This is a genomic window from Paractinoplanes maris (assembly GCF_023544465.1).
Lineage (GTDB): Bacteria > Actinomycetota > Actinomycetes > Mycobacteriales > Micromonosporaceae > Actinoplanes > Actinoplanes maris.
Genome location: NZ_JALPVL010000013.1, coordinates 39,612 through 57,599, shown reverse-complemented (window position 1 = coordinate 57,599; position 17,988 = coordinate 39,612). Strand labels below are relative to the sequence as shown.

The window sequence follows — 17,988 nt, the reverse complement described above, 5'->3', positions numbered from 1 at the left end:
AGCGGCCGCCCAGCCTGACAATCAACCTCCACCGGGCGCGACAACGGCAGAGTCACAGGAGGGCGCCCGCCCAAACCAACCAGCGCTTCGCGCGAACCAACACACGGCCCGGCTCCCGCAGCAGCACACACAAGCGGCGCCCAACACCGACACTTACGGCCAGACCCCGTAGCAGCGGCAGCAGGGGCATAACGAGCGCCCGTCGACCATCAACACTCGCGGCTCGGCCGCGGTGGATGCGGCGGCGATATGCGTGAGCTGTCGTCTGCCCGGCCCACTGCGGACAAAACGCGCGCGGCGGAGGCGGCCGCAGGGAGTTTTGGAGCCCGCCCACTCACTCAGGTCGCGCGGGTGGGCTGAGCGTTCTGGACGCGCCAGCGGCCAGCTCGGCCCACCCGCGCCCTCGGCGTGAGCTGCGGTCCGCACCCACCACCCCGCTACGACAGCCGCTCTTGACCTTGCGTCCTCAAGACACCGCCGCTCTTGACCTTGCGTCCTCAAGACACCACCGCTCTTGACCTTGCGTCCTCAAGACACCGCCGCTTGTGACTCGGCGGCCATCAAGACACCGCGCTGTCACTCCGCAGTCGTAGGACACGCTTTGTTTCTGTGCTTGACGGCTCCACGCCGCGCATTCTTGGAAACGGCGAAGCGCCGGACCACAATGGTCCGGCGCTTCGACTCAGCGATCGATCGCTGTTGTTACCGGTGAACGCGACGACGACCGCCGACACCGGCGACCAGAGCCACACCGATAGCGGCCAGCACGACCTGGAACAGAAGCTCGATCCAGTCGAAGCCCTTGGTGTCGGCAACGCCGGTGGCGCGGGCCAGCACGGTGCCCAGCAGCGCGGCGACAACGCCGATGACCAGGGTCAGCCAGAGCGGGATGTTCTGCTTGCCCGGTACGACCAGGCGGCCCAGCGCGCCGATGATGAGACCGACGATGAGCGCGACGATGATGCCGGTGACAGTCATTGGGGGGTTCCTCTCGGGATGAAGCTTTGTTGCGTCCGTCGAGCCCCAGAGTTCCCGAGTCACCGAAAAACCAAACCGAATTATTTCTTGTTTGCTCCTTTGGTGTCCGGAGCGTCAGAGGTCGACAGGGCGGCGATGAACGCTTCCTGCGGTACCTCGACCCGGCCGACCATCTTCATCCGCTTCTTGCCTTCCTTCTGCTTCTCGAGCAGCTTGCGCTTACGGCTGATGTCACCGCCGTAGCACTTGGCCAGCACGTCCTTGCGGATGGCGCGGATCGTCTCGCGGGCGATGATCCGGCTGCCGATGGCCGCCTGGATCGGCACCTCGAACTGCTGGCGCGGGATGAGCTTCTGGAGCTTGGAGGCCATCGAGACGCCGTAGTTGTACGCCTTGTCCTTGTGCACGATCGCGCTGAACGCGTCGACCGGCTCGCCGTGCAGCAGGATGTCGACCTTGACGAGGTCGGCCACCTGCTCGCCGGAGAGCTCGTAGTCGAGCGAGGCGTACCCCTTGGTCTTGCTCTTCAGCTGGTCGAAGAAGTCGAAGATGATCTCGGCCATGGGCAGCATGTAGCGCAGCTCGACCCGCTCGGACGAGAGGTACTCCATGCCGAGGAGGTTGCCGCGGCGGCTTTGGCACAGTTCCATGACGGCGCCGACGTACTCGTTCGGCACCAGGACCGTCGCCCGCACCATCGGCTCGTGGATCTCGGCGATCTTCCCGGTCGGGAACTCGCTCGGGTTGGTGACGACGTACTCCTCGGCGTCCTCGGTGTAGACGCGGTAGACCACGTTGGGCGCTGTGGAGATCAGGTCGAGGTTGAACTCACGTTCCAGCCGCTCGCCGATGATCTCGAGGTGGAGCAGGCCGAGGAAGCCGCAGCGGAAGCCGAAGCCGAGCGCGGCCGACGTCTCGGGCTCGTAGGTGAGCGCGGCGTCGTTGAGCTTGAGCTTGTCCAGCGCGTCGCGCAGTGCCGGGTAGTCCGAGCCGTCGATCGGGTAGAGACCGGAGTAGACCATCGGCTTGGGGTCTTTGTAACCGCCGAGTGCCTGCTTCGCCGGCCGGGAGTTGCCGGTCACGGTGTCACCGACGCGGGACTGGCGTACGTCCTTCACGCCGGTGATCAGGTAGCCCACCTCGCCGACCCCGAGGGCGCCGGCCTTCTCCATCTCGGGCGAGACGACGCCGATCTCGAGCAGCTCGTGGACGGCGCCGGTGGACATCATCTTGATCTTGTCGCGCGCCTCGATGCGGCCGTCGATGACCCGGACGTAGGTGACCACGCCCCGGTAGACGTCGTAGACCGAGTCGAAGATCATCGCGCGGGCGGGTGCGTCGGCGTCGCCGACCGGCGGCTGGAACTGCCGGACGATCTCGTCGAGCAGGTGCTGCACGCCCTCACCGGTCTTGCCGGAGACGCGCAGCACGTCGCCCGGATCGCAGCCGATCAGCTTCGCGAGCTCCTCGGCGTACTTCTCGGGCTGCGCGGCCGGCAGGTCGATCTTGTTGAGCACCGGGATGATGTGCAGGTCGTTCTCCATCGCCAGATACAGGTTGGCGAGGGTCTGCGCCTCGATGCCCTGCGCGGCGTCGACCAGCAGGACCGCACCCTCACAGGCGGCAAGCGACCGGGAGACCTCGTACGTGAAGTCGACGTGACCGGGGGTGTCGATCATGTTGAGGACCGCGGACTGACCCTGCTGGTCACCCTCGCGCACCTCCCAGGGCATGCGAACGGCCTGCGACTTGATGGTGATGCCGCGTTCGCGCTCGATGTCCATGCGGTCGAGGTACTGCGCACGCATCTGACGCGGGTCGACCACCCCGGTGATCTGCAGCATGCGGTCGGCCAGCGTCGACTTGCCGTGGTCGATGTGGGCGATGATGCAGAAGTTGCGGATGCGAGCGGGATCGGTCGCACCGATCACGTTCACGCCGGGGTCGAGCGGTCCAGGCACGATCTTCCGTTCTACGCAATCAACGATGGCTCGGCGAGCGCCGGCGCGTTCTATCGTCCCACGTCCGCGCGGAAGGCCCACTCACACCCGCTCAAGCCCGCGCTCAGGCCCCGCTCGCCGCCGTGCTCGCCGCCCGCTCGCTGCCTGTTCGCCGCTCGCTCAGATCGGTTCCAGGGCGGCGTGCGGGCGCGGCGGCAGCTCGGCGGTGATCGCGTCGCCGGGGCGGATGGTGCCGCCACGCAGTACGACCGTCATGATGCCGCCCTTGCGGACGAGGCCGCCGCTCTCGTCGTGGCCGATCACTTCCTTCAACAGCCCCGGCTGGAAGGTGTTGATCTGCTGGCACGGGTTCCGGAGCCCGGCCACCACGAGGGCCGGCCGCGGATCGGCGGCGGCCGTCGTCTCGGCTGCCGCCTCGCGGGCGAGTGCGGCCCGCACCGCCTCGGTGGCCCGGGCGGTCGGCTCGTTGAGCGTTGCCGACTCGGCCGCCGTCAGCACCCCGGTCAGCATGCCGACGACCGACGCGGCGTCGGGCACTGCGGCCTCGCCGGGCGCAGGGCCGAAGCGCAGGATCGTGCCGACCGGCAGCCCGAGCAGGTCGATGCCACGCGTCGTCACGTTCTCGCCCAGGTTGCCCGGCCGGACCTCGTAGCCCTTCCGCGCGACGTCGGCGAACAACTCCTGGTGGATCAGGTGGACCTGACGCAGGTTCGGCTGCGTCGGGTCGACCCGGACCCGGCTCTTGTGCCGCACATTGACCCCGGCGTGCGAGTCACCCTCGATGCCCACCCCGGCGACCAGCACGATCTCGTCCCGCGTCGGCTTGGTGAACGAGTAGACGTCGTTCCGGCTGACCGAGGTCACTTCCCCGTGAGCAGTCTCCATGAACTGAAGTCTCGCCGAACCGTCCACCTCGGCTCGACCCCGAATCCCACTTCCTGACCGGCCCGCTTCCTGGCCGGCCCGCGTCGGCGAGCCCGCGCGGGTGGGCCGCTCTCGCGTCAGCCTGGGATCATCGGCGCGGGTCGCCGGGGATCACTCGGGCGGGGCCAGGAACAGCGCGGACAACTTGGGCAGGCGGCGCTGCATCTCCTCCTCGTTGTCGAAATCCCACAGGTCGGCGGCCTCGGGCCGGGTGACCGGCCGCTCTCCCGCCGGGAACTCCTCACCGGTGGCCTGCGCATAGGCCTCGGCCGCGATGGACAACACCTCCTCGGCCTCGAACACCGCGCCCGTGTCGGCCGCCTGCTGCACGACGGCCACATCGGCCAGTGAGTCGGGCGATTTCACCGAACGGGCGACCGCGTCCCGCCCGTGAGCGACCAGCCAGCCCCGGAAGCTGTCGAAACCGTCCTCGGAACAGCCGCCATTGATCAGATAGGCCGCCGCCCACAGGTCCTGCGTGCCGGAGGCGACCATGACCTTGTCGAGATGGCGACCCCAGGCCACGATCTCCTCCGGACCGCGGGCGGCCAGGTCGGCCACGGCACGCTTGGCCACGTCGGCGGGTGAAGCGGGCCGATCAGCTGTCGCGCGGCTGATGACCGCCCAGAAGTCGTCGGTTCTCATGACCAGGATCCTGCCAGTCGGGTACGACAGAACGCGGCCGGGCAGGATGAGGTTCGTGCGAACGATCTCGCTCCCCGACGTGCCCTACGGCTCCACCGCCGTCCGACCGGGCTGGCCCGACCTGCCCGACAGCCTGCGCCAGGCCATCTCAGCCCGCCTGGGCGCTCCGATCGTCTCCGCGCGCAGCGCCGGCGGCGGTTTCACCAGGGCCTTCGCTGCGGTCGTGACGACATCGGCCGGCGTGACCGGCTTCGTCAAGGCGGCACCCCTTCAAGATCCCACTGCCGACTGGTACGCCCGTGAGGCCTTCCTCACGTCCCGGCTGCCCGCCGCCGTGGCCGCACCCCGCCCGCTCTGGACGATGATCGACTCCGATTACTTCGTGCTGTGTCTGGAGCCCGTCGACGGCCACGTGCCGGCGCTGCCCTGGTCACCGCCGGAGCTGGACGCGGCGTTGTCCTCCTGGGCCACCGCCGCGGAGGCCCTGAGCACCCCGGACGCCGAACTGCTGGAGGCCGGTGTGCCGCCTCTCGCTGACATCCTGCGCAACGAGATGTCGTGGTGGTCGGAGGTCGCCGCCGGCCGGGAATCCATGCCCCGTACGGCGCACGGCACGGTCGCACCGGCTCGGCTCGCCCATCTGGCCCGCCTGGAGCAGGAGTTGCCCGGCCTGGTCGCCGGCCGCGCCCTCATGCACGGTGACCTGCGTATCGACAACGTCCTGATCGACGGCTCCGGCCGCGCCCACCTCTGCGACTGGACCTGGCCGTGCCTGGGCACCCCGTGGTTCGACACGGTGACGTTGCTGGTCACCGCGTTCGCCAGCGGGCTCGACGCGGACGCGTACCTCTCGGACTGGGACGCCCCCGCCGAGGGAGTCGACGGGGCGCTGGCCGCGCTGGCCGGCTATTGGCTGACGCGGGCGGACGGCGGGCCGAGCAGCGCCTCCCCGCACAGCCGGCAGCATCAGCGTTTCAGCGGCGAGCAGGCACTGGCCTGGCTGGCCGACCGCCGGGGCTGGTGAGGGCGTTTTGGCGGCTCGCCGGGTCACTGGTAGTCTGGTTCATCGCGTGTGGTGACGCGCTGCTGTCGGCTGTTTCCGGCTTTCCGCTGGTGCTGTTGACAACGGTGACCATCCCGCTGAGACCGTTTCCGAACACCTAGTCAGGACAAGGCTGTCGCGTGGCGAACATCAAGTCCCAGATCAAGCGCAACCGGCAGAACGAGAAGGCCCGGCTGCGCAACAAGTCGGTCAAGTCGTCGCTGAAGACCGTGATCCGCAAGCTCAATGAGGCGAGCGAGGCCGGCGACACGCAGACCGCGACGACGCTGCTGCGTGACGCCTCTCGTCAGCTGGACAAGGCCGTGAGCAAGGGCGTCATCCACAAGAACCAGGCGGCGAACCGCAAGTCGGCCATCGCCAAGCGCGTCGGCGCGCTGTCCGCCTGATTCTCAGCGGGTCGCACCTGTAGAAGGCTGCACTCCGGGCACCGTTGGACCTCGCGTCCACCACGGTGCCCGGTGCCTTTTGCCGCCGATGTTACCTTGGTACCGTGGTAAACATTGAGCGGACGCAGACCGGGGTGCGTCTCGAACGCAACACCCTGAAGGTGCTCAAGGGTCTGGCGGAATACCTCGACTTGTCGCTCGGCGAGCTGCTGGAGGGCATCACCCTGCACGCCTTCGAGGGCAGGGCGCCGTTCACACCACAGACCATCGCCAAGATCGATCAGCTCAAGGCCGTGTACGGGCTGACCCTGACCTCAGCCGACGCCCACCGGCTCGACGAGCGGCAGTGACGCCTATTCGTACCGGCGCGTGGCCGACTGGCGGATCCACTGCTGCTGAGCCTCGGCCCGCTCCGCCCACGGACGCAGGATCGGGCCGCCATGGTCACGGTCGATCACGCCGGGCAGGCGGGTGGTCTCCTCCCCCGCGCGGGCGGAGGTCCTGGCGTCATGAGCATCACGCGTCATCGCAGCGGGCCGCAGGGCCGACGTGTGTTCCACGAACGCACCCGTACCCGCACCCGCAGCAGCCGCGCCCGCTGAGCGCGCCGCCGCGCCCAGACCGGCGCTCGAGGCGGGGGCCGGCGGCGTCAGCGAACCGGCGATCACGTCGTTGAGCTTGACCATGATGGCGACGGTGGCCGGCAGCACCAGTACGCCCCACCAGCTCACCAGCTCCGCCAGGGCGAGCAGGATGCCGAGCGCGATCGCACCCTCGAGGAACACGAAGCAGAGAAACCCGCTCGGCGTCAGAAACTTCAGCCGCAGCATGCGGGCGTAGAGCGGCCGGTGCCCGACCATCGGCGGTGCAGCCGTCCGAGGCACACCGATTCGAGGCTCAGACATCCGAGACCCCGACATGCCTGCCCCAGCCGTGCCTGACTCAGACATCCAAGGCTCAGACATGTGAGCCTCAGACGTGCCAGGCCGAGACATGCGGGCCTCAGACATGCCAGGCCGAGACATGCGGGGACCAGAGATGCCGGGCCCAGAGACGCCGGAACCAGCCGTCGGAAGATCGCGCGGCCGGCTCATCGCGCGCCGCCCGAGCGACGGGCCGCGGCCACGGCGAAGACAGCCTGCTCGAGGGCGAAGCCCCGGTCTTCCGCGCCGCCCTTGACGGCGGCGTTGCACACGGCGGCCGCGCGCATGGCGTCGACCAACCCCTCGGGCGTCCAGCCGCGGCTGCGCTCCTGGGCGCGCTGAATCTTCCACGCCGGCATGCCGAGTGAGCTGGCCATCTGGTACGGATTTCCACGTCCGGCCGAGGCCACCCTCGCCACCGTGCGCACCCCATCGGCGATCGCGTCGGCGATCGGCACCGGGTCGACACCGACGTGCAGCGCCCACCGCAGTGCCTCGAGCGCCCCCGGCACGTCGCCGATCATCGCCGCGTCGGCCACCGTGAAGCCGCTGACCTCGGCCCGCCCCTTGTAGTAGCGGGCCACGACCGCCTCAGTGATCTTGCCGTCGGTGTCGGCCAGCAGCTGCGAGCAGGCCGCCGCGATCTCGCGCAGGTCGTTGCCCACGGACGCCAGCAGGGCGGACGCGGCCGCCTCGTCACACTTGCCACCGTTACGCCGGAACTCGTCGCGCACGAACGCGATCCGCTCGCGATCGCCCTTGAGCTTGGCGGCCGGCACGACCGTGGCACCGGCTGAGCGCAGCCCGTCGGCCAGCGCCTTGCCCTTGGCCCCGCCCAGGTGGGTGACGATCAGCGAGACCTCGGGATCGGGATTCTTCGCATAGCCCAGCAGAGCGGCGGTCAGATCTTTTCGCGCATCCTGTCCACTGCGGATCACCAGGACGCGCCGCCCGCCGAACAACGACGGGCTCAGCATCTCGGCGAGCTCACCGGCGGCGAGCGCGCCCGCCTCATACTCCCGGACGTCGGCACCCGGCTCGGCCGCCCGGGCCGCATCAACGGCGGCGGTGACCGCGCGGGCGGAGAGAAGCTCCTCATCGCCTTGGACAAGCAGCAACGGGGCGGGCGGCGCGGTGTTCACGCCCAACATCGTTGCACGAAGGGCTGACGTTTCCGCGAGCCTCACTCCTTAGCGCAGACTCAGGGATCAGGGAATGCGAAAGCAGACATATCGGCGCCCAGCCATGTCGCACCAGGTCCGCGCGACACTCGATCAGGCTGAATGTCTCCCAGGCCCGATAACGACACCCGATCGAGCATCAACCCCTATCGTTCGGTACAAGTCCTGCCTGAACGGCTTAACCCGGGCGTGTCGGCGCGCCCCTGCCCCACCACCGCCCGAAAGGCCGCCGAAGACAGCAGATCATCGTGGGTGCACGCGGAAGCCGGTCCACGGTCAGGCCGGTAGTTCGGACGGCAGCATCGAGCCGACCCAGGCGTCCACCCGCCCACCGCGGTGCACGAGCCGCTGCCGCAGGACGGCCTCGACCGTGAAGCCCGACTTCTCGGCCACCCGGCGCGAAGCCACGTTGCCCACCTCGGCCCGCCACTCCACAAGCCCCAGCCCGAGCCGCCCGAACGCCCACCCGCACACCGCCCGCACCGCCGCCGTCGCGACACCGCGTCCCCGGGCCACCGGATCCATCCAGTACCCGATCTGTCCCGCGCCGGCCCCGTCCAGCCCCAGTCCGACCCGGCCCAGCCGCCCCGGCCGAGAAGCCGCCTCGACGACGAATTCCGCCCGCGCCCCCGAGTCCCATCCCGCCACACACATCTGCCGGACGAAGTACTCGGCGTCGCTGAGCTGGTACGGATCCGGGATCTGCAGGTACTTCCGCACCAGCGGGTCGAGCGAGACCTCGTACACCCAGGGAATGTCGGCCTCCACGAACGGGCGCAGCAGGAGACCCCCGGCTGTGATCGTCTCTCGTTCCATCCCGGCATTGTCGCCTCATGGCCCCGGCGGATCACCGCGGGCGACCACGGCCAACCCTCGGCCGTTCGCCACCGCGGCGAGGTCACCCGATTGATCCGTACGCAGAACTCGCGCACCGCCCCGAGCCAGCTGGGCCATCAATGACGCGTTCGGATGGCCGTAGTCGTTGCCCAGCCCGACCGACACCAACGCCACGGCCGGCCGGATCTCGTCGAGGAACCGTGGCGACTGAAAGCTGGATCCGTGGTGCGAGACCTTCAAGACGTCGGCCCGCACCGCCCCGGCCGCCAGGTGGTCGAGCATGTCCTCCTGTTCCTCGGTCTCCGCGTCGCCGGGCAGCAGAATCGTCCGGCCGTCCACCTCGGCCCGCAGCACCAGCGAGTTGTTGTTCGGATCGGAGTTCGTGCCGTGCAGCGGCTCCACCGGCCCGAGCACCCTCAACCGCAAACGGCCCACCTCGTACGCCCACCCGGCGGTGACCGCAGACAGCGGCACCCGTCCGGCCGCGGCCGCCACCGCCGCGCGACCAGCCGGCGGCTCGGGCCAATCGGGCCCCACCACCCCGTGCACCTCCCGTCCCCGGAAAACGCCCGTCACACCCCCGATGTGATCCATGTGGAAGTGGCTCACCACGAAGAGCGCGATCTGCCGCACCCCGAGCCGCCGCAGGCAGTGATCCACGGCGTTCGGCTCGGGACCGGCGTCGACCACCACGGCCCGCCCGGCGCCGGCCGGCAGCACGATCGCATCGCCCTGCCCGACCGCGCAGGCGACCACGACCCAGCCCGGCGGCGGCCAGCCCGAGGCGAGCAACCGGACGGGCAGGGCGCCGAGCACTCCGCCGAGCGCGACCACCGTCACCAGCTTCCGGATGCCCGGCCGACGGGTGGCGATCAGCAGCCCGATGGTGATCACCGCGAGCAGCAGAGCGCCGGTGAGCCCGCCCGGCCACGGCAGCGCTCCGGCCGGCACGCGCGCTCCATGGGTCGCGATCAGCACCAGCCACTGCGCCGGCCAGTGCCCGAGCCAGGCGGCGAACTCGGCACCGGCCGGCCAGATCGGCGACATCACGGCCGCGGTGACACCGAACAGCGTGGCCGGCGCGATCGCCGGGACGGCGAGAAGGTTGGCCGGCACGGCGACGATGCTGATCGTGCCGGACAGTCCCGCCACCACCGGTCCGCACGCGACCTGCGCCGCAGCCGGCACGGCGAGCGCCTCGGCCAGCCCCGGCGGGCATCCCCGCCGGCGCAGCCCGTCCCGCCAGACCGGAGCGAGCAGCAACAGACCCGAGGTGGCCAGCACGGACAGCGCGAAGCCGGCATCCGAGGCCAGCTCGGGGTCGATCACGATCAGCACGGCCACCCCGGCCGCAAGCGCCGGAAGGGCCGCCCGCCGACGCCCCGACGCCAGCCCGAGCAGCCCGATCGCTCCCATCGCGGCGGCCCGGACGACACTCGGCGACGGCCGCGCCAAAATCACGAACCCGGCGAGGGCCACAGCACAAACCACCGCCGTGACGACCGGTCCGGCCCGCGTCCGCCGGACGGCGAACAGGACCACGCCCAGGATAATCGCGACATTAGCTCCCGAAACGGCGTTTAAATGCGTCATGCCGGTCGTGCGAAAGTCCTCTTCCAGCGCGGGGTCTAGCCGGCTCGTGTCGCCCACGACCAGCCCCGGCAGCAAACCACCGGGCCGATCGGGCAGCGGCTCGCAGGCCCGTTGCAGCCCCGTCCGCAGCACTCCGGCCGCCCGCTGCGCCCACGAAGGCCGCCCGACCGCCGTCGGCGCTCCTCGCACCGACGCCACCACCGCCCGCAGGTCCCCACCGCGCGGCGGCATCAACTTGCCCCGGGCCGTCACCCGCTGCCCCGGCAGGAGCCCCCGCCACCCCGGATCACTGCCGAGCACCAGGGCCCGAGCCGACAGCCGCAGTGCAGCCGCGCCCTCCGCCCGCACCGCCTCGAGGTCAACGGCCACGATGTACGCCGGCGGCCTCCCCACCGATCCCCGCAAAGCCCGCGGATCGTCCCGCACGACCATCTGCAGCCACACCGGACCCCCGGCCTCGATCAGCCGGACCAGCGCCGCATCCTCCCGCACGCTGACCCGAGCCGCCGTAGCCACCGCCCCACACCCCACCCCGAGCAGCACAGCAAGAACCACCCACAACCACGCCCCAGCGGTTACCGAAATGTCCCGCCCCAAGCGCCGGCCAGCCATCGGCGTCGGCATCGGCATCGGCATCGGCATCGGCATCAGGCTCACCTCGTGCACCCGTGCGCCCGTGAGTGAAGCACGGTGATCCGCCCGGCGTTTCGGGCCCAGACCGACGCGGGCGGCAGAGCCGGGGAGCCCAGGTGCGGGAAGTCCACGCATGCGGCGCGGCATTTCCTTCGCGCGGCACCGCCCGAGAGCCACCAGCCCGGACGCGATCAACACCGCACCCACGCCGAGGAGAACCCCAGCCCGGGCGGACAAATAGAGAGCCGCCAGCGCCGACAGCCACACAGCAACCGCGAACCCGGCCAGCCTGAGATCGACCACGCCACGCAAGGCACTGTCCACAGGCTTCGCCGACGAACCAGGAGTCCCGTCACCGGCCCGATCAGAGTCGCCAAGCGCCCGCGTCCCACCAGATCTCGGCTTGCTCACAGCTCAGCCTCGATCTCGGGTCGCACAGCGATCGCAACGTAACCGCCAAGATCAAGGCGAGGCCCGGCGGACACGGCGCCCAAGACACGACGGTCGCCACGAATGTGAGCATCAGACGGCATAGCGACGAGAGCAGAACCGCCACAGCTGGGCCGAGAACCGGCAGGCAGGACGATCGAGCAAGACACGACCGCCGCAACCAGAGTGAGTACCAGGTGACACGGCGCCGGCGCGCGGCCAACCCGAAGCTGAAAACCGGGCGGCACGGCCACCAGGACGCGGTTGCAGCAACCAAGGCGGCTGCGGAGCGCGGCGCTCATACCGTCACCAGATCCTTGAGCTGGTCGTAGCGGGCGTCGCCGATGCCGTCGACCTTGCGCAGGTCGCTGACTGCTTCGAAGCCGCCCTGGGCCTCCCGGGCGTCGAGGATGCGCTGGGCCAGCACCGGGCCCACGCCGGGCAGCGTGTCGAGGTCGGCGAGCGTGGCCAGGTTCAGGTTGACCGGGCCGCCCGCCCCGGGAGCCCCGGGCGCGGGAGCGGCACCGCCCGTCGGCAGAGCCACTCCCGGCGGCGGCGTGACGCCGACCATGATGAGCTCGCCGTCGACGACCTTGCGGGCCAGGTTGAGCACGGCCACATCGACACCGGCGTCGGCGCCGCCCGCCGCGGTCAGCGCATCGGCCACCCGCGCTCCGGGCGCCAGCCGGACCAGCCCGGGCTTGCGCACCTTTCCGCCGACGGCGACGACCACTTCGGTGGCCACCGACCCGCGAGCAACGACCGGCGGATCCTGACCCGACTCTGATGGGACCGCGCCCAGCGGCGGCGGCGCGACCGGGTCGACGCGCGGGCGAGCCCGCCACGCCAGCACCGCGGCGATCAGAACGACCACCGCGGCGACCACAGCCAACGCCCGCACACCCCGCCGCCCCGGATCGAAGGCGCCCAGCCCGAACCGGCGACCCCCATCCGGCGAGCCACCGAAGGCACCGGCCCCGGTGAGGCCGGGCTGCTCCTCCGGGGCGGTCGATCCGGCGAAGGCGAAGCGCTCCTCAGCCGGATCGAACGTGTAGCTCTCCTCAGGCACAGCATCACCGTCGGGATGGTCAGGCGCCTCCGGCAGCACCCAGTCGGGCGGCGGCATCGACCGCCCCGAGGGCATCGCGGGACGAACGGCAGCGGCCGGGGCTCGGAAGGGCTCGGAATCGGGCATCAAGTCACCAAAATGAGACGTCTGAAGATCACCATCGGGCAGGACCGGATGGGCGCCGGTGGGCGACCGCACAGCAACGACAGTCGGCGGTGGAGAGACCGAGCCACCCCCGAACGGCGGGAAGCCCGAGCCGGACCCCGGCGGCGGGGGAATCGAACCGGTCCCCGGCGGCGGGAAAACCGAACCAGGCCCGGGCGGCGAAGACAACGAGCTAGGCCTCGGCCACGGCGATGCCGGGTCAGGCCCCGGCCGCGGGAGAATCGGGCCGACGTCGGGCGGTGCGGTGGGTCCCGAGGCGACGGATTCAGCAGCCGCGGGCGGTGTTGTCGCCGTCAAGATGGTCATCGGCTCTGTCGGCGGCGGCGGGTCGGCGGGACGGGCTGGCCGATCATGCGAAGCCGGCGGCGTGGACCAAGGCGTCCCCGGCCGGTAACTGGTCGGCGGCGGAGCAGGCCGGCTGCCCGGCTCAGCAGAGTGTGGAGGCGTGACTCGCTGGGACGGGTGAAACACGGCGCTGGGCGCCGCCTCCAGGTCCACGTCGTCGGGCCACGCCGGGATGATGTCGGACCACTCCAGCGGATCCCCCACCTCGGCCAGGTCGGCCAGCCCAGCGGCCGGAGGGGCGGCGCTGACCGGCTTGCCGTGGGCGCCGAAGGACGGGCCGGGGGCAGTCGACAAGCCGTTGCTGGTGGCCGAGGAGGGCGAAGGCAGGGTGGTGCGGGTCGGCAAAGATGGGGACGGGGCCGGCCGGTCGCCAATCGGACCAGCCAGCACCGACCGCAGCCTCTGGGCCGCGGCGTCGTCGGGGGGCTTCCGCTCTCGCACGCCCCGCACGTTAGGGACGGCGGCGCCCCCGCGCCCCGCCCCTTGTGGACAGCGGTGCATTGTGGATAACTTCAGCGACCCGGCTGACCGGTGATATGGGATGAGTGTGACGATCACGGAGAACGCGCTGGCCACGGCCATCACGGCACTGCGCGCGGCCGGCTGCGTCTTCGCCGAGGAGGAAGCCGCCATCCTGAGCGCGGCCGCCGCCGACGACGCCGCGCTGGAGGTCTTGGTGAAGCGCCGCGCCCAGGGCGAACCCCTCGAGCAGGTGGTCGGCCACGCCGATTTCGCCGGCATCCGCGTACGTCTCAGGCCCGGTGTTTTTGTCCCCCGAGTCCGCAGCCAACTCCTCGTCGACGTGGCCGCCCGGCACGTCAACGAAGCCCGGCACGTCAACGAAGCCCGGCCCATGAACGCAGCCGAAGCCCACCCCGTCGTGCTCGACCTGTGCTGCGGCTCCGGCGCCCTGGGCCTGGCCGTTCGCCACCGCACCCCCGGCATCCACCTGCACGCCGCCGACCTCGACCCCACCGCCACCGCCTGCGCCCGCGACAACGGCATCTCCCACGTCCACGAGGGCGACCTCTACGAGCCCCTCCCGGCCAAGCTCCGCGCCCGTGTCGACGTCCTGCTGGCCAACGTCCCCTACGTCGCGACCCCCCACCTCCCCCTCCTCCCCGCCGAGGCCCGCGACCACGAGCCCCGCCTGGCCCTCGACGGTGGCCCCGACGGCCTTGATATCTTTCGCCGCGTAGTCGGGAGCGCTCCCATGTGGCTCTCCGAAACCGGCATCCTGCTCTCCGAGATCACCGAGGCCCAGGAACGGCCCGCACTCGACGCCATCCGCGATTCGGGTCTGGACGGCGACGTGATCTACGACGAAGATCTCGATGCCCGAGTGGTCCGGGCCAGGAAGCTCTAGAGGAAAGAGGCGTTCGGGTGGGCCTGCTGCGAAGGTTCGCGCGGGTCAGACTGGCCACCCAGGTGGTCCGGCGACTGCGCAAGTCCGGCTTCAAAGTCGTGCGCTACGACGCCCGCACCTTCCAAGTCCGTTTTGCACCGAGTGTCCGCCAGGAACCGGAGATCGTCGATCTCGCTCCGCTCACCGGCATGGGCCGCAAGCAGATCAAGGCGTACGTCTCCGGTCTGATCGCCAATCCGGTGCCGCCGACCTGGCAGCAGGCGAAACCACTGCTTCGCCCGGTCCTCCGAGGGGCCACGCCCGGCGCCCCACTGCGGCGCCCAGCCTTTCCCTATCTCTTCGAGTACGTCGTCATCGATCACCCGGAAGCCATGACCTATGTGACCGACGAGCAGATCAAGACCTGGGACGTACGCCCGGACGACGTCTTCACCGCGGCCCGCGCCAACCTCGAGGGCGCCACCCTGAAGAGCGCCCCCACCGCGGTTGTCCGCTTCGTCGACAACGGCGACGCCTACTGGACCTCCCATCTGCTCCTCGCGCACTGGCTGGAACGTCTCGCACCTCAGGTCGACGGTCCCCCGATGGCCTTCGCCCCCGAGCGCGGCACCCTGCTGATCGCCTCCACCACCAGCCCGCACCTGCCGGCCCTCTTCGCCCAGGCCGAGGAGCTCTATGCGCGGTCGCCCCGGCCCATCACCCCGATGGCCTACGTCAGTGACGCCGAGGGCTGCACAGTTCCCTACATCGCCGCGCCCGGGCATCCCCTGCACCACGTCGTCCAGCGCGCCGGCGCGATTCTCGCCGTCCAGGAGTACGCGCGTCAGGCGATCCACCTGACCGAACCCGCCGCCGAGCTCGACCTGGTCGGCGACGACGAGACGGGCTGGCACACCCGGGCCGACTGGGACGAGAAGTCTCTGCTGCCCACAGCCGACGAGGTGCGGATCGGCGACCGCACGATCCCGTGGCGCGAGCTGGCTCCCCGCCTCGAGCCGGTCGGCGGCCTCAACCCGATCAGATGGCGCCGCAGCTGACAACGCCGCAGCCGACAACGCCGCAAGCACCAAGCCGGCGGCCAACCAGGCCGAATCTAAGCGCGCCGATGCACGACGACCCCGGCCAGCCCCGGCCCCACATGCGCCGCGACCACCGCCCCGATCTCGGTGATGTAGCAGTCCCGCAGCCGGTCCCCCAGCCGCATCGCCACCGCGTCGGCCAGCGCCGCCGCCCGGTCCGGCTCCTCCAGGTGGTGCACGGCGATGTCCACCTCGCCCTCGCCCGACGCCTCGACCGCGAGATCCACCAGCTTGGCCAGCGCCCGTCCGGCCGTCCGCACCTTGTCCTTGACGACGATGGTGCCGTCCGCCATGTGCAGGATCGGCTTGACCGCCAACGCGGTGCCGAGCAGCGCCTGAGCCGCCCCGATCCGTCCGCCCCGGCGCAGGAACTCGAGCGTGTCGACGTAGAACAACGTGCTCACCTGCGACGCGTGCTGGACCGTCACCCGCCGTACGGAATCGAGGTCTTGACCCGCCCGCGACGCCGCGGCGGCCGCGAGGGCGGCGAACCCCAGGCCCATGCCGGTCGTGCCGCTGTCGACCACCTCGACCCGGGAACCGATCTCGGCCGCGGCCATCGTCGCCGCCTCGAAGGTGCCGGAGAGCTTGGCCGACAGGTGGATCGAGACGATGCCGTCGGCGCCGGCGTCGAGCAGCTCCCGATAGGCCGCCGCGAACTGGGACGGCGCCGGCCGTGACGTGCTGACCGCCGTGCGGCGCCCGCCGAGCGCGCGGGCGACCTCGGCCGGCTGGATCTCGAGCCCCTCGAGTCCGTCACGGCCGTTGATGACCACGGTCAGGGGCACGACGGTCAGCTCATACGAGCCGCTGAGTTCGGCGGGCAGGTACGCGGTGGAGTCGGTGACAACCGCGACGGGCATGCGGGCACGGTAGCCGATCGGCACCGGCCCGGCCGAGTCAGCCCGTGTCAACCGGGCCGATCAGCCCTTCTCGACCGACACCACGATGAACGGCACACCCTGCTGGCAGGTGGACATCATGCCGGGCTGGGACTTGCCGCTGATCGTGACCTTGCTGCCCACGGCGGCCTCGGCCCGCATGGCCGGGTCATCGAAGATCAGCAGGTGCGAGCCGGTGCTGTCGGCCAGGAGCACACAGTTGGGCTCCACCCCGGCGGTCACCGTGCCGGTGATCGTCTGACCGCCGGCCACCGGGCGCCCGGCCGACGGCTCACCGGTGGGTCCGCTGGTCTTGGCGGTGGGCACGGGCAGGTCGACCACGTCCGAGGCGGAGGGGGAAGTCACCGGCGCCGGCGCCGCGCCGGTGTCGGCCGCGTTGGCGCAGCCGGCGGCGAGCAGGAGGAGCAGGAGGGCGGGAACGGTCCGAGTCACCATGATGCTTGGACGCTACCGGATCATCAGCGGTTCCCCGGTGATCAGACGGGCGGCGGCACCGGGCGTTCGCTGAAGGGACCGACGTTGTAGGCCGCGACCTGCCAGCCCCGCTTGTCGTCGTGGGTCAGCTCGACCCAGTGACAGTTCTGCAGGGCGCGCAGGGTGCGCAGCTGCTCGATCGGCCAGCCGAGCAGGTGCCCGACGCCCTGGCGGGCGGCGGCGCCGTGGGTCGCCACCACGACCGTGCCGCCGGGCGGGGCCAGGGCGGCCGCGTCGAGCAGTGCGTCGGACACGCGCCGGCCCAGCTCGTCGAGGGTTTCGACGTCACCGCCGACCTCCTGGCCGGCCGACCAGCGGGCGTGCTGATCGGGCAGGTTCTGCGCCACCTGGGTCATGGTCAGGCCCTGCCAGGCGCCGAAGTAGCGCTCGCGCAACCGCTTGTCGTAGCCGATCGACAAGCCGGTCAGCGCGGCCAGCGCCGCCGCGGTGTCGGCCGCCCGCCGCAGGTCGCTGGCGACGATGGCGTCGGGCTTGAACTTGACCAGGAGCTCGGCGGCGTCGACGGCCTGCTGACGGCCGAGGTCGTTGAGCGCCACGTCGGTCTGCCCCTGGACGCGGTGACCCGCGTTCCAGTCGGTGTTGCCGTGGCGCCAGACGATGAGCCTGGTCACGACGCTTCGGCGTCGGCCAGGTCGCGATCGACGAACGGGACCGTCGGGCAGTCCTTCCACAGTTTGTCGAGGGCGTAGAACTCGCGCTCCTCGGCGTGCTGGATGTGGATGACGATGTCGACGTAGTCGAGGAGCACCCACCGCCCCTGACGCTCGCCCTCGCGGCGCACGGGCTTGGCCTTCTCCGGGAGGTTGAGCAGTGCCTCCTCGACGGCGTCGACGATCGCGGCGACCTGGCGCTCGTTGGACGCGGAGGCGATCACGAAAGCATCGGTGATGTAGAGCTGGTCTCCGACATCGATCACGACGATGTCTTGCGCCTTCTTGTCGGCGGCGGCCTGCGCGGCCGTCATCGCCAGTTCAAGGGCGCGTTCGCTGACGGGCAAGAGGATCCTCTCGGTCG

The 17,988-nt window shown here is 70.7% G+C and carries 18 protein-coding genes; 5 read left to right on the top strand and 13 right to left on the bottom strand.

Going from position 1 to position 17,988, the window contains the following annotated elements; all coding sequences use genetic code 11:
• Positions 1-702 precede the first annotated feature (702 nt).
• The 4 genes from NAG42_RS33340 to NAG42_RS33325 form a co-directional block, all read right to left on the bottom strand.
• Positions 703-978 carry a GlsB/YeaQ/YmgE family stress response membrane protein gene (locus tag NAG42_RS33340; RefSeq protein WP_250035941.1) on the bottom strand — a complete coding sequence of 92 codons (276 nt, stop codon included), beginning with the start codon at positions 976-978 and terminating at the stop codon, positions 703-705.
• Between the two features lie 80 nt (positions 979-1,058).
• On the bottom strand, positions 1,059-2,939 hold the full coding sequence (gene lepA, locus NAG42_RS33335; protein ID WP_250035940.1) for a translation elongation factor 4: 1,881 nt from the start codon (positions 2,937-2,939) through the stop codon (positions 1,059-1,061).
• A 159-nt stretch (positions 2,940-3,098) separates the two neighbouring features.
• Positions 3,099-3,824: an MOSC domain-containing protein gene (locus NAG42_RS33330; protein ID WP_250035939.1), complete on the bottom strand. Its 726-nt coding sequence runs from the start codon at positions 3,822-3,824 to the stop codon at positions 3,099-3,101.
• A gap of 150 nt (positions 3,825-3,974) precedes the next feature.
• Entirely contained in the window at positions 3,975-4,508 is a 534-nt protein-coding gene (locus tag NAG42_RS33325) for a DUF4240 domain-containing protein (protein WP_250035938.1), read from the bottom strand.
• Between the two features lie 46 nt (positions 4,509-4,554).
• On the opposite strand from NAG42_RS33325, the gene NAG42_RS33320 reads away from it, so the two are divergent.
• The 3 genes from NAG42_RS33320 to NAG42_RS33310 all read left to right on the top strand — a co-directional run bounded on the left by NAG42_RS33320 (position 4,555) and on the right by NAG42_RS33310 (position 6,307).
• Positions 4,555-5,532 carry a phosphotransferase family protein gene (locus tag NAG42_RS33320; protein ID WP_284046257.1) on the top strand — a complete coding sequence of 326 codons (978 nt, stop codon included), beginning with the start codon at positions 4,555-4,557 and terminating at the stop codon, positions 5,530-5,532.
• Positions 5,533-5,690: 158 nt separating this feature from the next.
• Positions 5,691-5,957: a 30S ribosomal protein S20 gene (gene rpsT, locus NAG42_RS33315; protein ID WP_250009153.1), complete on the top strand. Its 267-nt coding sequence runs from the start codon at positions 5,691-5,693 to the stop codon at positions 5,955-5,957.
• A 104-nt stretch (positions 5,958-6,061) separates the two neighbouring features.
• Complete coding sequence (locus NAG42_RS33310; RefSeq protein ID WP_250035936.1) at positions 6,062-6,307, top strand: hypothetical protein; 246 nt, start codon at positions 6,062-6,064, stop codon at positions 6,305-6,307.
• Between the two features lie 3 nt (positions 6,308-6,310).
• On the opposite strand, the gene NAG42_RS33305 is transcribed toward NAG42_RS33310, so the two are convergent.
• The 5 genes from NAG42_RS33305 to NAG42_RS33285 all read right to left on the bottom strand — a co-directional run bounded on the left by NAG42_RS33305 (position 6,311) and on the right by NAG42_RS33285 (position 12,748).
• Positions 6,311-6,862 (bottom strand): hypothetical protein, encoded by a 552-nt coding sequence (locus NAG42_RS33305; RefSeq protein WP_250035935.1) that lies wholly within the window; start codon positions 6,860-6,862, stop codon positions 6,311-6,313.
• Between the two features lie 185 nt (positions 6,863-7,047).
• On the bottom strand, positions 7,048-8,031 hold the full coding sequence (gene holA / locus NAG42_RS33300) for a DNA polymerase III subunit delta (protein WP_250035933.1): 984 nt from the start codon (positions 8,029-8,031) through the stop codon (positions 7,048-7,050).
• 306 nt (positions 8,032-8,337) lie between these two features.
• On the bottom strand, positions 8,338-8,877 hold the full coding sequence (locus tag NAG42_RS33295) for a GNAT family N-acetyltransferase (protein ID WP_250035932.1): 540 nt from the start codon (positions 8,875-8,877) through the stop codon (positions 8,338-8,340).
• Between the two features lie 15 nt (positions 8,878-8,892).
• Positions 8,893-11,427 (bottom strand): ComEC/Rec2 family competence protein, encoded by a 2,535-nt coding sequence (locus tag NAG42_RS33290; RefSeq protein ID WP_438872491.1) that lies wholly within the window; start codon positions 11,425-11,427, stop codon positions 8,893-8,895.
• Positions 11,428-11,851: 424 nt separating this feature from the next.
• Positions 11,852-12,748, bottom strand: a complete 897-nt coding sequence (locus NAG42_RS33285; protein WP_438872490.1) for a ComEA family DNA-binding protein — start codon at positions 12,746-12,748, stop codon at positions 11,852-11,854.
• A gap of 925 nt (positions 12,749-13,673) precedes the next feature.
• Here NAG42_RS33285 and NAG42_RS33280 point away from each other — a divergent pair.
• Together NAG42_RS33280 and NAG42_RS33275 are read left to right on the top strand one after the other, a co-directional pair.
• Positions 13,674-14,498, top strand: coding sequence for a putative protein N(5)-glutamine methyltransferase (locus NAG42_RS33280; RefSeq protein WP_250035931.1), 825 nt, complete (start codon positions 13,674-13,676; stop codon positions 14,496-14,498).
• A 17-nt stretch (positions 14,499-14,515) separates the two neighbouring features.
• Positions 14,516-15,535, top strand: a complete 1,020-nt coding sequence (locus NAG42_RS33275) for a DUF1444 domain-containing protein (protein WP_250035930.1) — start codon at positions 14,516-14,518, stop codon at positions 15,533-15,535.
• A gap of 56 nt (positions 15,536-15,591) precedes the next feature.
• Here the strand turns inward: NAG42_RS33275 and NAG42_RS33270 are convergent, their stop codons facing one another.
• Genes NAG42_RS33270 through rsfS form a run of 4 tightly spaced genes read right to left on the bottom strand, consistent with a single transcriptional unit; the run spans position 15,592 to position 17,971 of the window.
• On the bottom strand, positions 15,592-16,440 hold the full coding sequence (locus tag NAG42_RS33270; protein WP_250035929.1) for a DegV family protein: 849 nt from the start codon (positions 16,438-16,440) through the stop codon (positions 15,592-15,594).
• 60 nt (positions 16,441-16,500) lie between these two features.
• On the bottom strand, positions 16,501-16,914 hold the full coding sequence (locus NAG42_RS33265; RefSeq protein ID WP_250035927.1) for a hypothetical protein: 414 nt from the start codon (positions 16,912-16,914) through the stop codon (positions 16,501-16,503).
• Between the two features lie 41 nt (positions 16,915-16,955).
• Positions 16,956-17,585, bottom strand: coding sequence for a histidine phosphatase family protein (locus tag NAG42_RS33260; protein WP_250035925.1), 630 nt, complete (start codon positions 17,583-17,585; stop codon positions 16,956-16,958).
• Positions 17,582-17,971 carry a ribosome silencing factor gene (gene rsfS, locus NAG42_RS33255; protein WP_250035923.1) on the bottom strand — a complete coding sequence of 130 codons (390 nt, stop codon included), beginning with the start codon at positions 17,969-17,971 and terminating at the stop codon, positions 17,582-17,584. Before rsfS ends, NAG42_RS33260 begins: the two co-directional genes overlap by 4 nt.
• Between the last annotated feature and the right edge of the window lie 17 nt (positions 17,972-17,988).

What these genes read in the sequence shown, in the direction of transcription:
- NAG42_RS33340 (WP_250035941.1), bottom strand. Translation starts at nt 978, where the DNA reads ATGACTGTCACCGGCATCATCGTCGCGCTCATCGTCGGTCTCATCATC.
- NAG42_RS33330 (WP_250035939.1), bottom strand. Translation starts at nt 3,824, where the DNA reads ATGGAGACTGCTCACGGGGAAGTGACCTCGGTCAGCCGGAACGACGTC.
- NAG42_RS33325 (WP_250035938.1), bottom strand. Translation starts at nt 4,508, where the DNA reads ATGAGAACCGACGACTTCTGGGCGGTCATCAGCCGCGCGACAGCTGAT.
- NAG42_RS33320 (WP_284046257.1), top strand. Translation starts at nt 4,555, where the DNA reads ATGAGGTTCGTGCGAACGATCTCGCTCCCCGACGTGCCCTACGGCTCC.
- NAG42_RS33305 (WP_250035935.1), bottom strand. Translation starts at nt 6,862, where the DNA reads ATGTCTGAGCCTCGAATCGGTGTGCCTCGGACGGCTGCACCGCCGATG.
- holA (WP_250035933.1), bottom strand. Translation starts at nt 8,031, where the DNA reads ATGTTGGGCGTGAACACCGCGCCGCCCGCCCCGTTGCTGCTTGTCCAA.
- NAG42_RS33295 (WP_250035932.1), bottom strand. Translation starts at nt 8,877, where the DNA reads ATGGAACGAGAGACGATCACAGCCGGGGGTCTCCTGCTGCGCCCGTTC.
- NAG42_RS33285 (WP_438872490.1), bottom strand. Translation starts at nt 12,748, where the DNA reads ATGCCCGATTCCGAGCCCTTCCGAGCCCCGGCCGCTGCCGTTCGTCCC.
- NAG42_RS33280 (WP_250035931.1), top strand. Translation starts at nt 13,674, where the DNA reads ATGAGTGTGACGATCACGGAGAACGCGCTGGCCACGGCCATCACGGCA.
- NAG42_RS33270 (WP_250035929.1), bottom strand. Translation starts at nt 16,440, where the DNA reads ATGCCCGTCGCGGTTGTCACCGACTCCACCGCGTACCTGCCCGCCGAA.
- NAG42_RS33265 (WP_250035927.1), bottom strand. Translation starts at nt 16,914, where the DNA reads ATGGTGACTCGGACCGTTCCCGCCCTCCTGCTCCTCCTGCTCGCCGCC.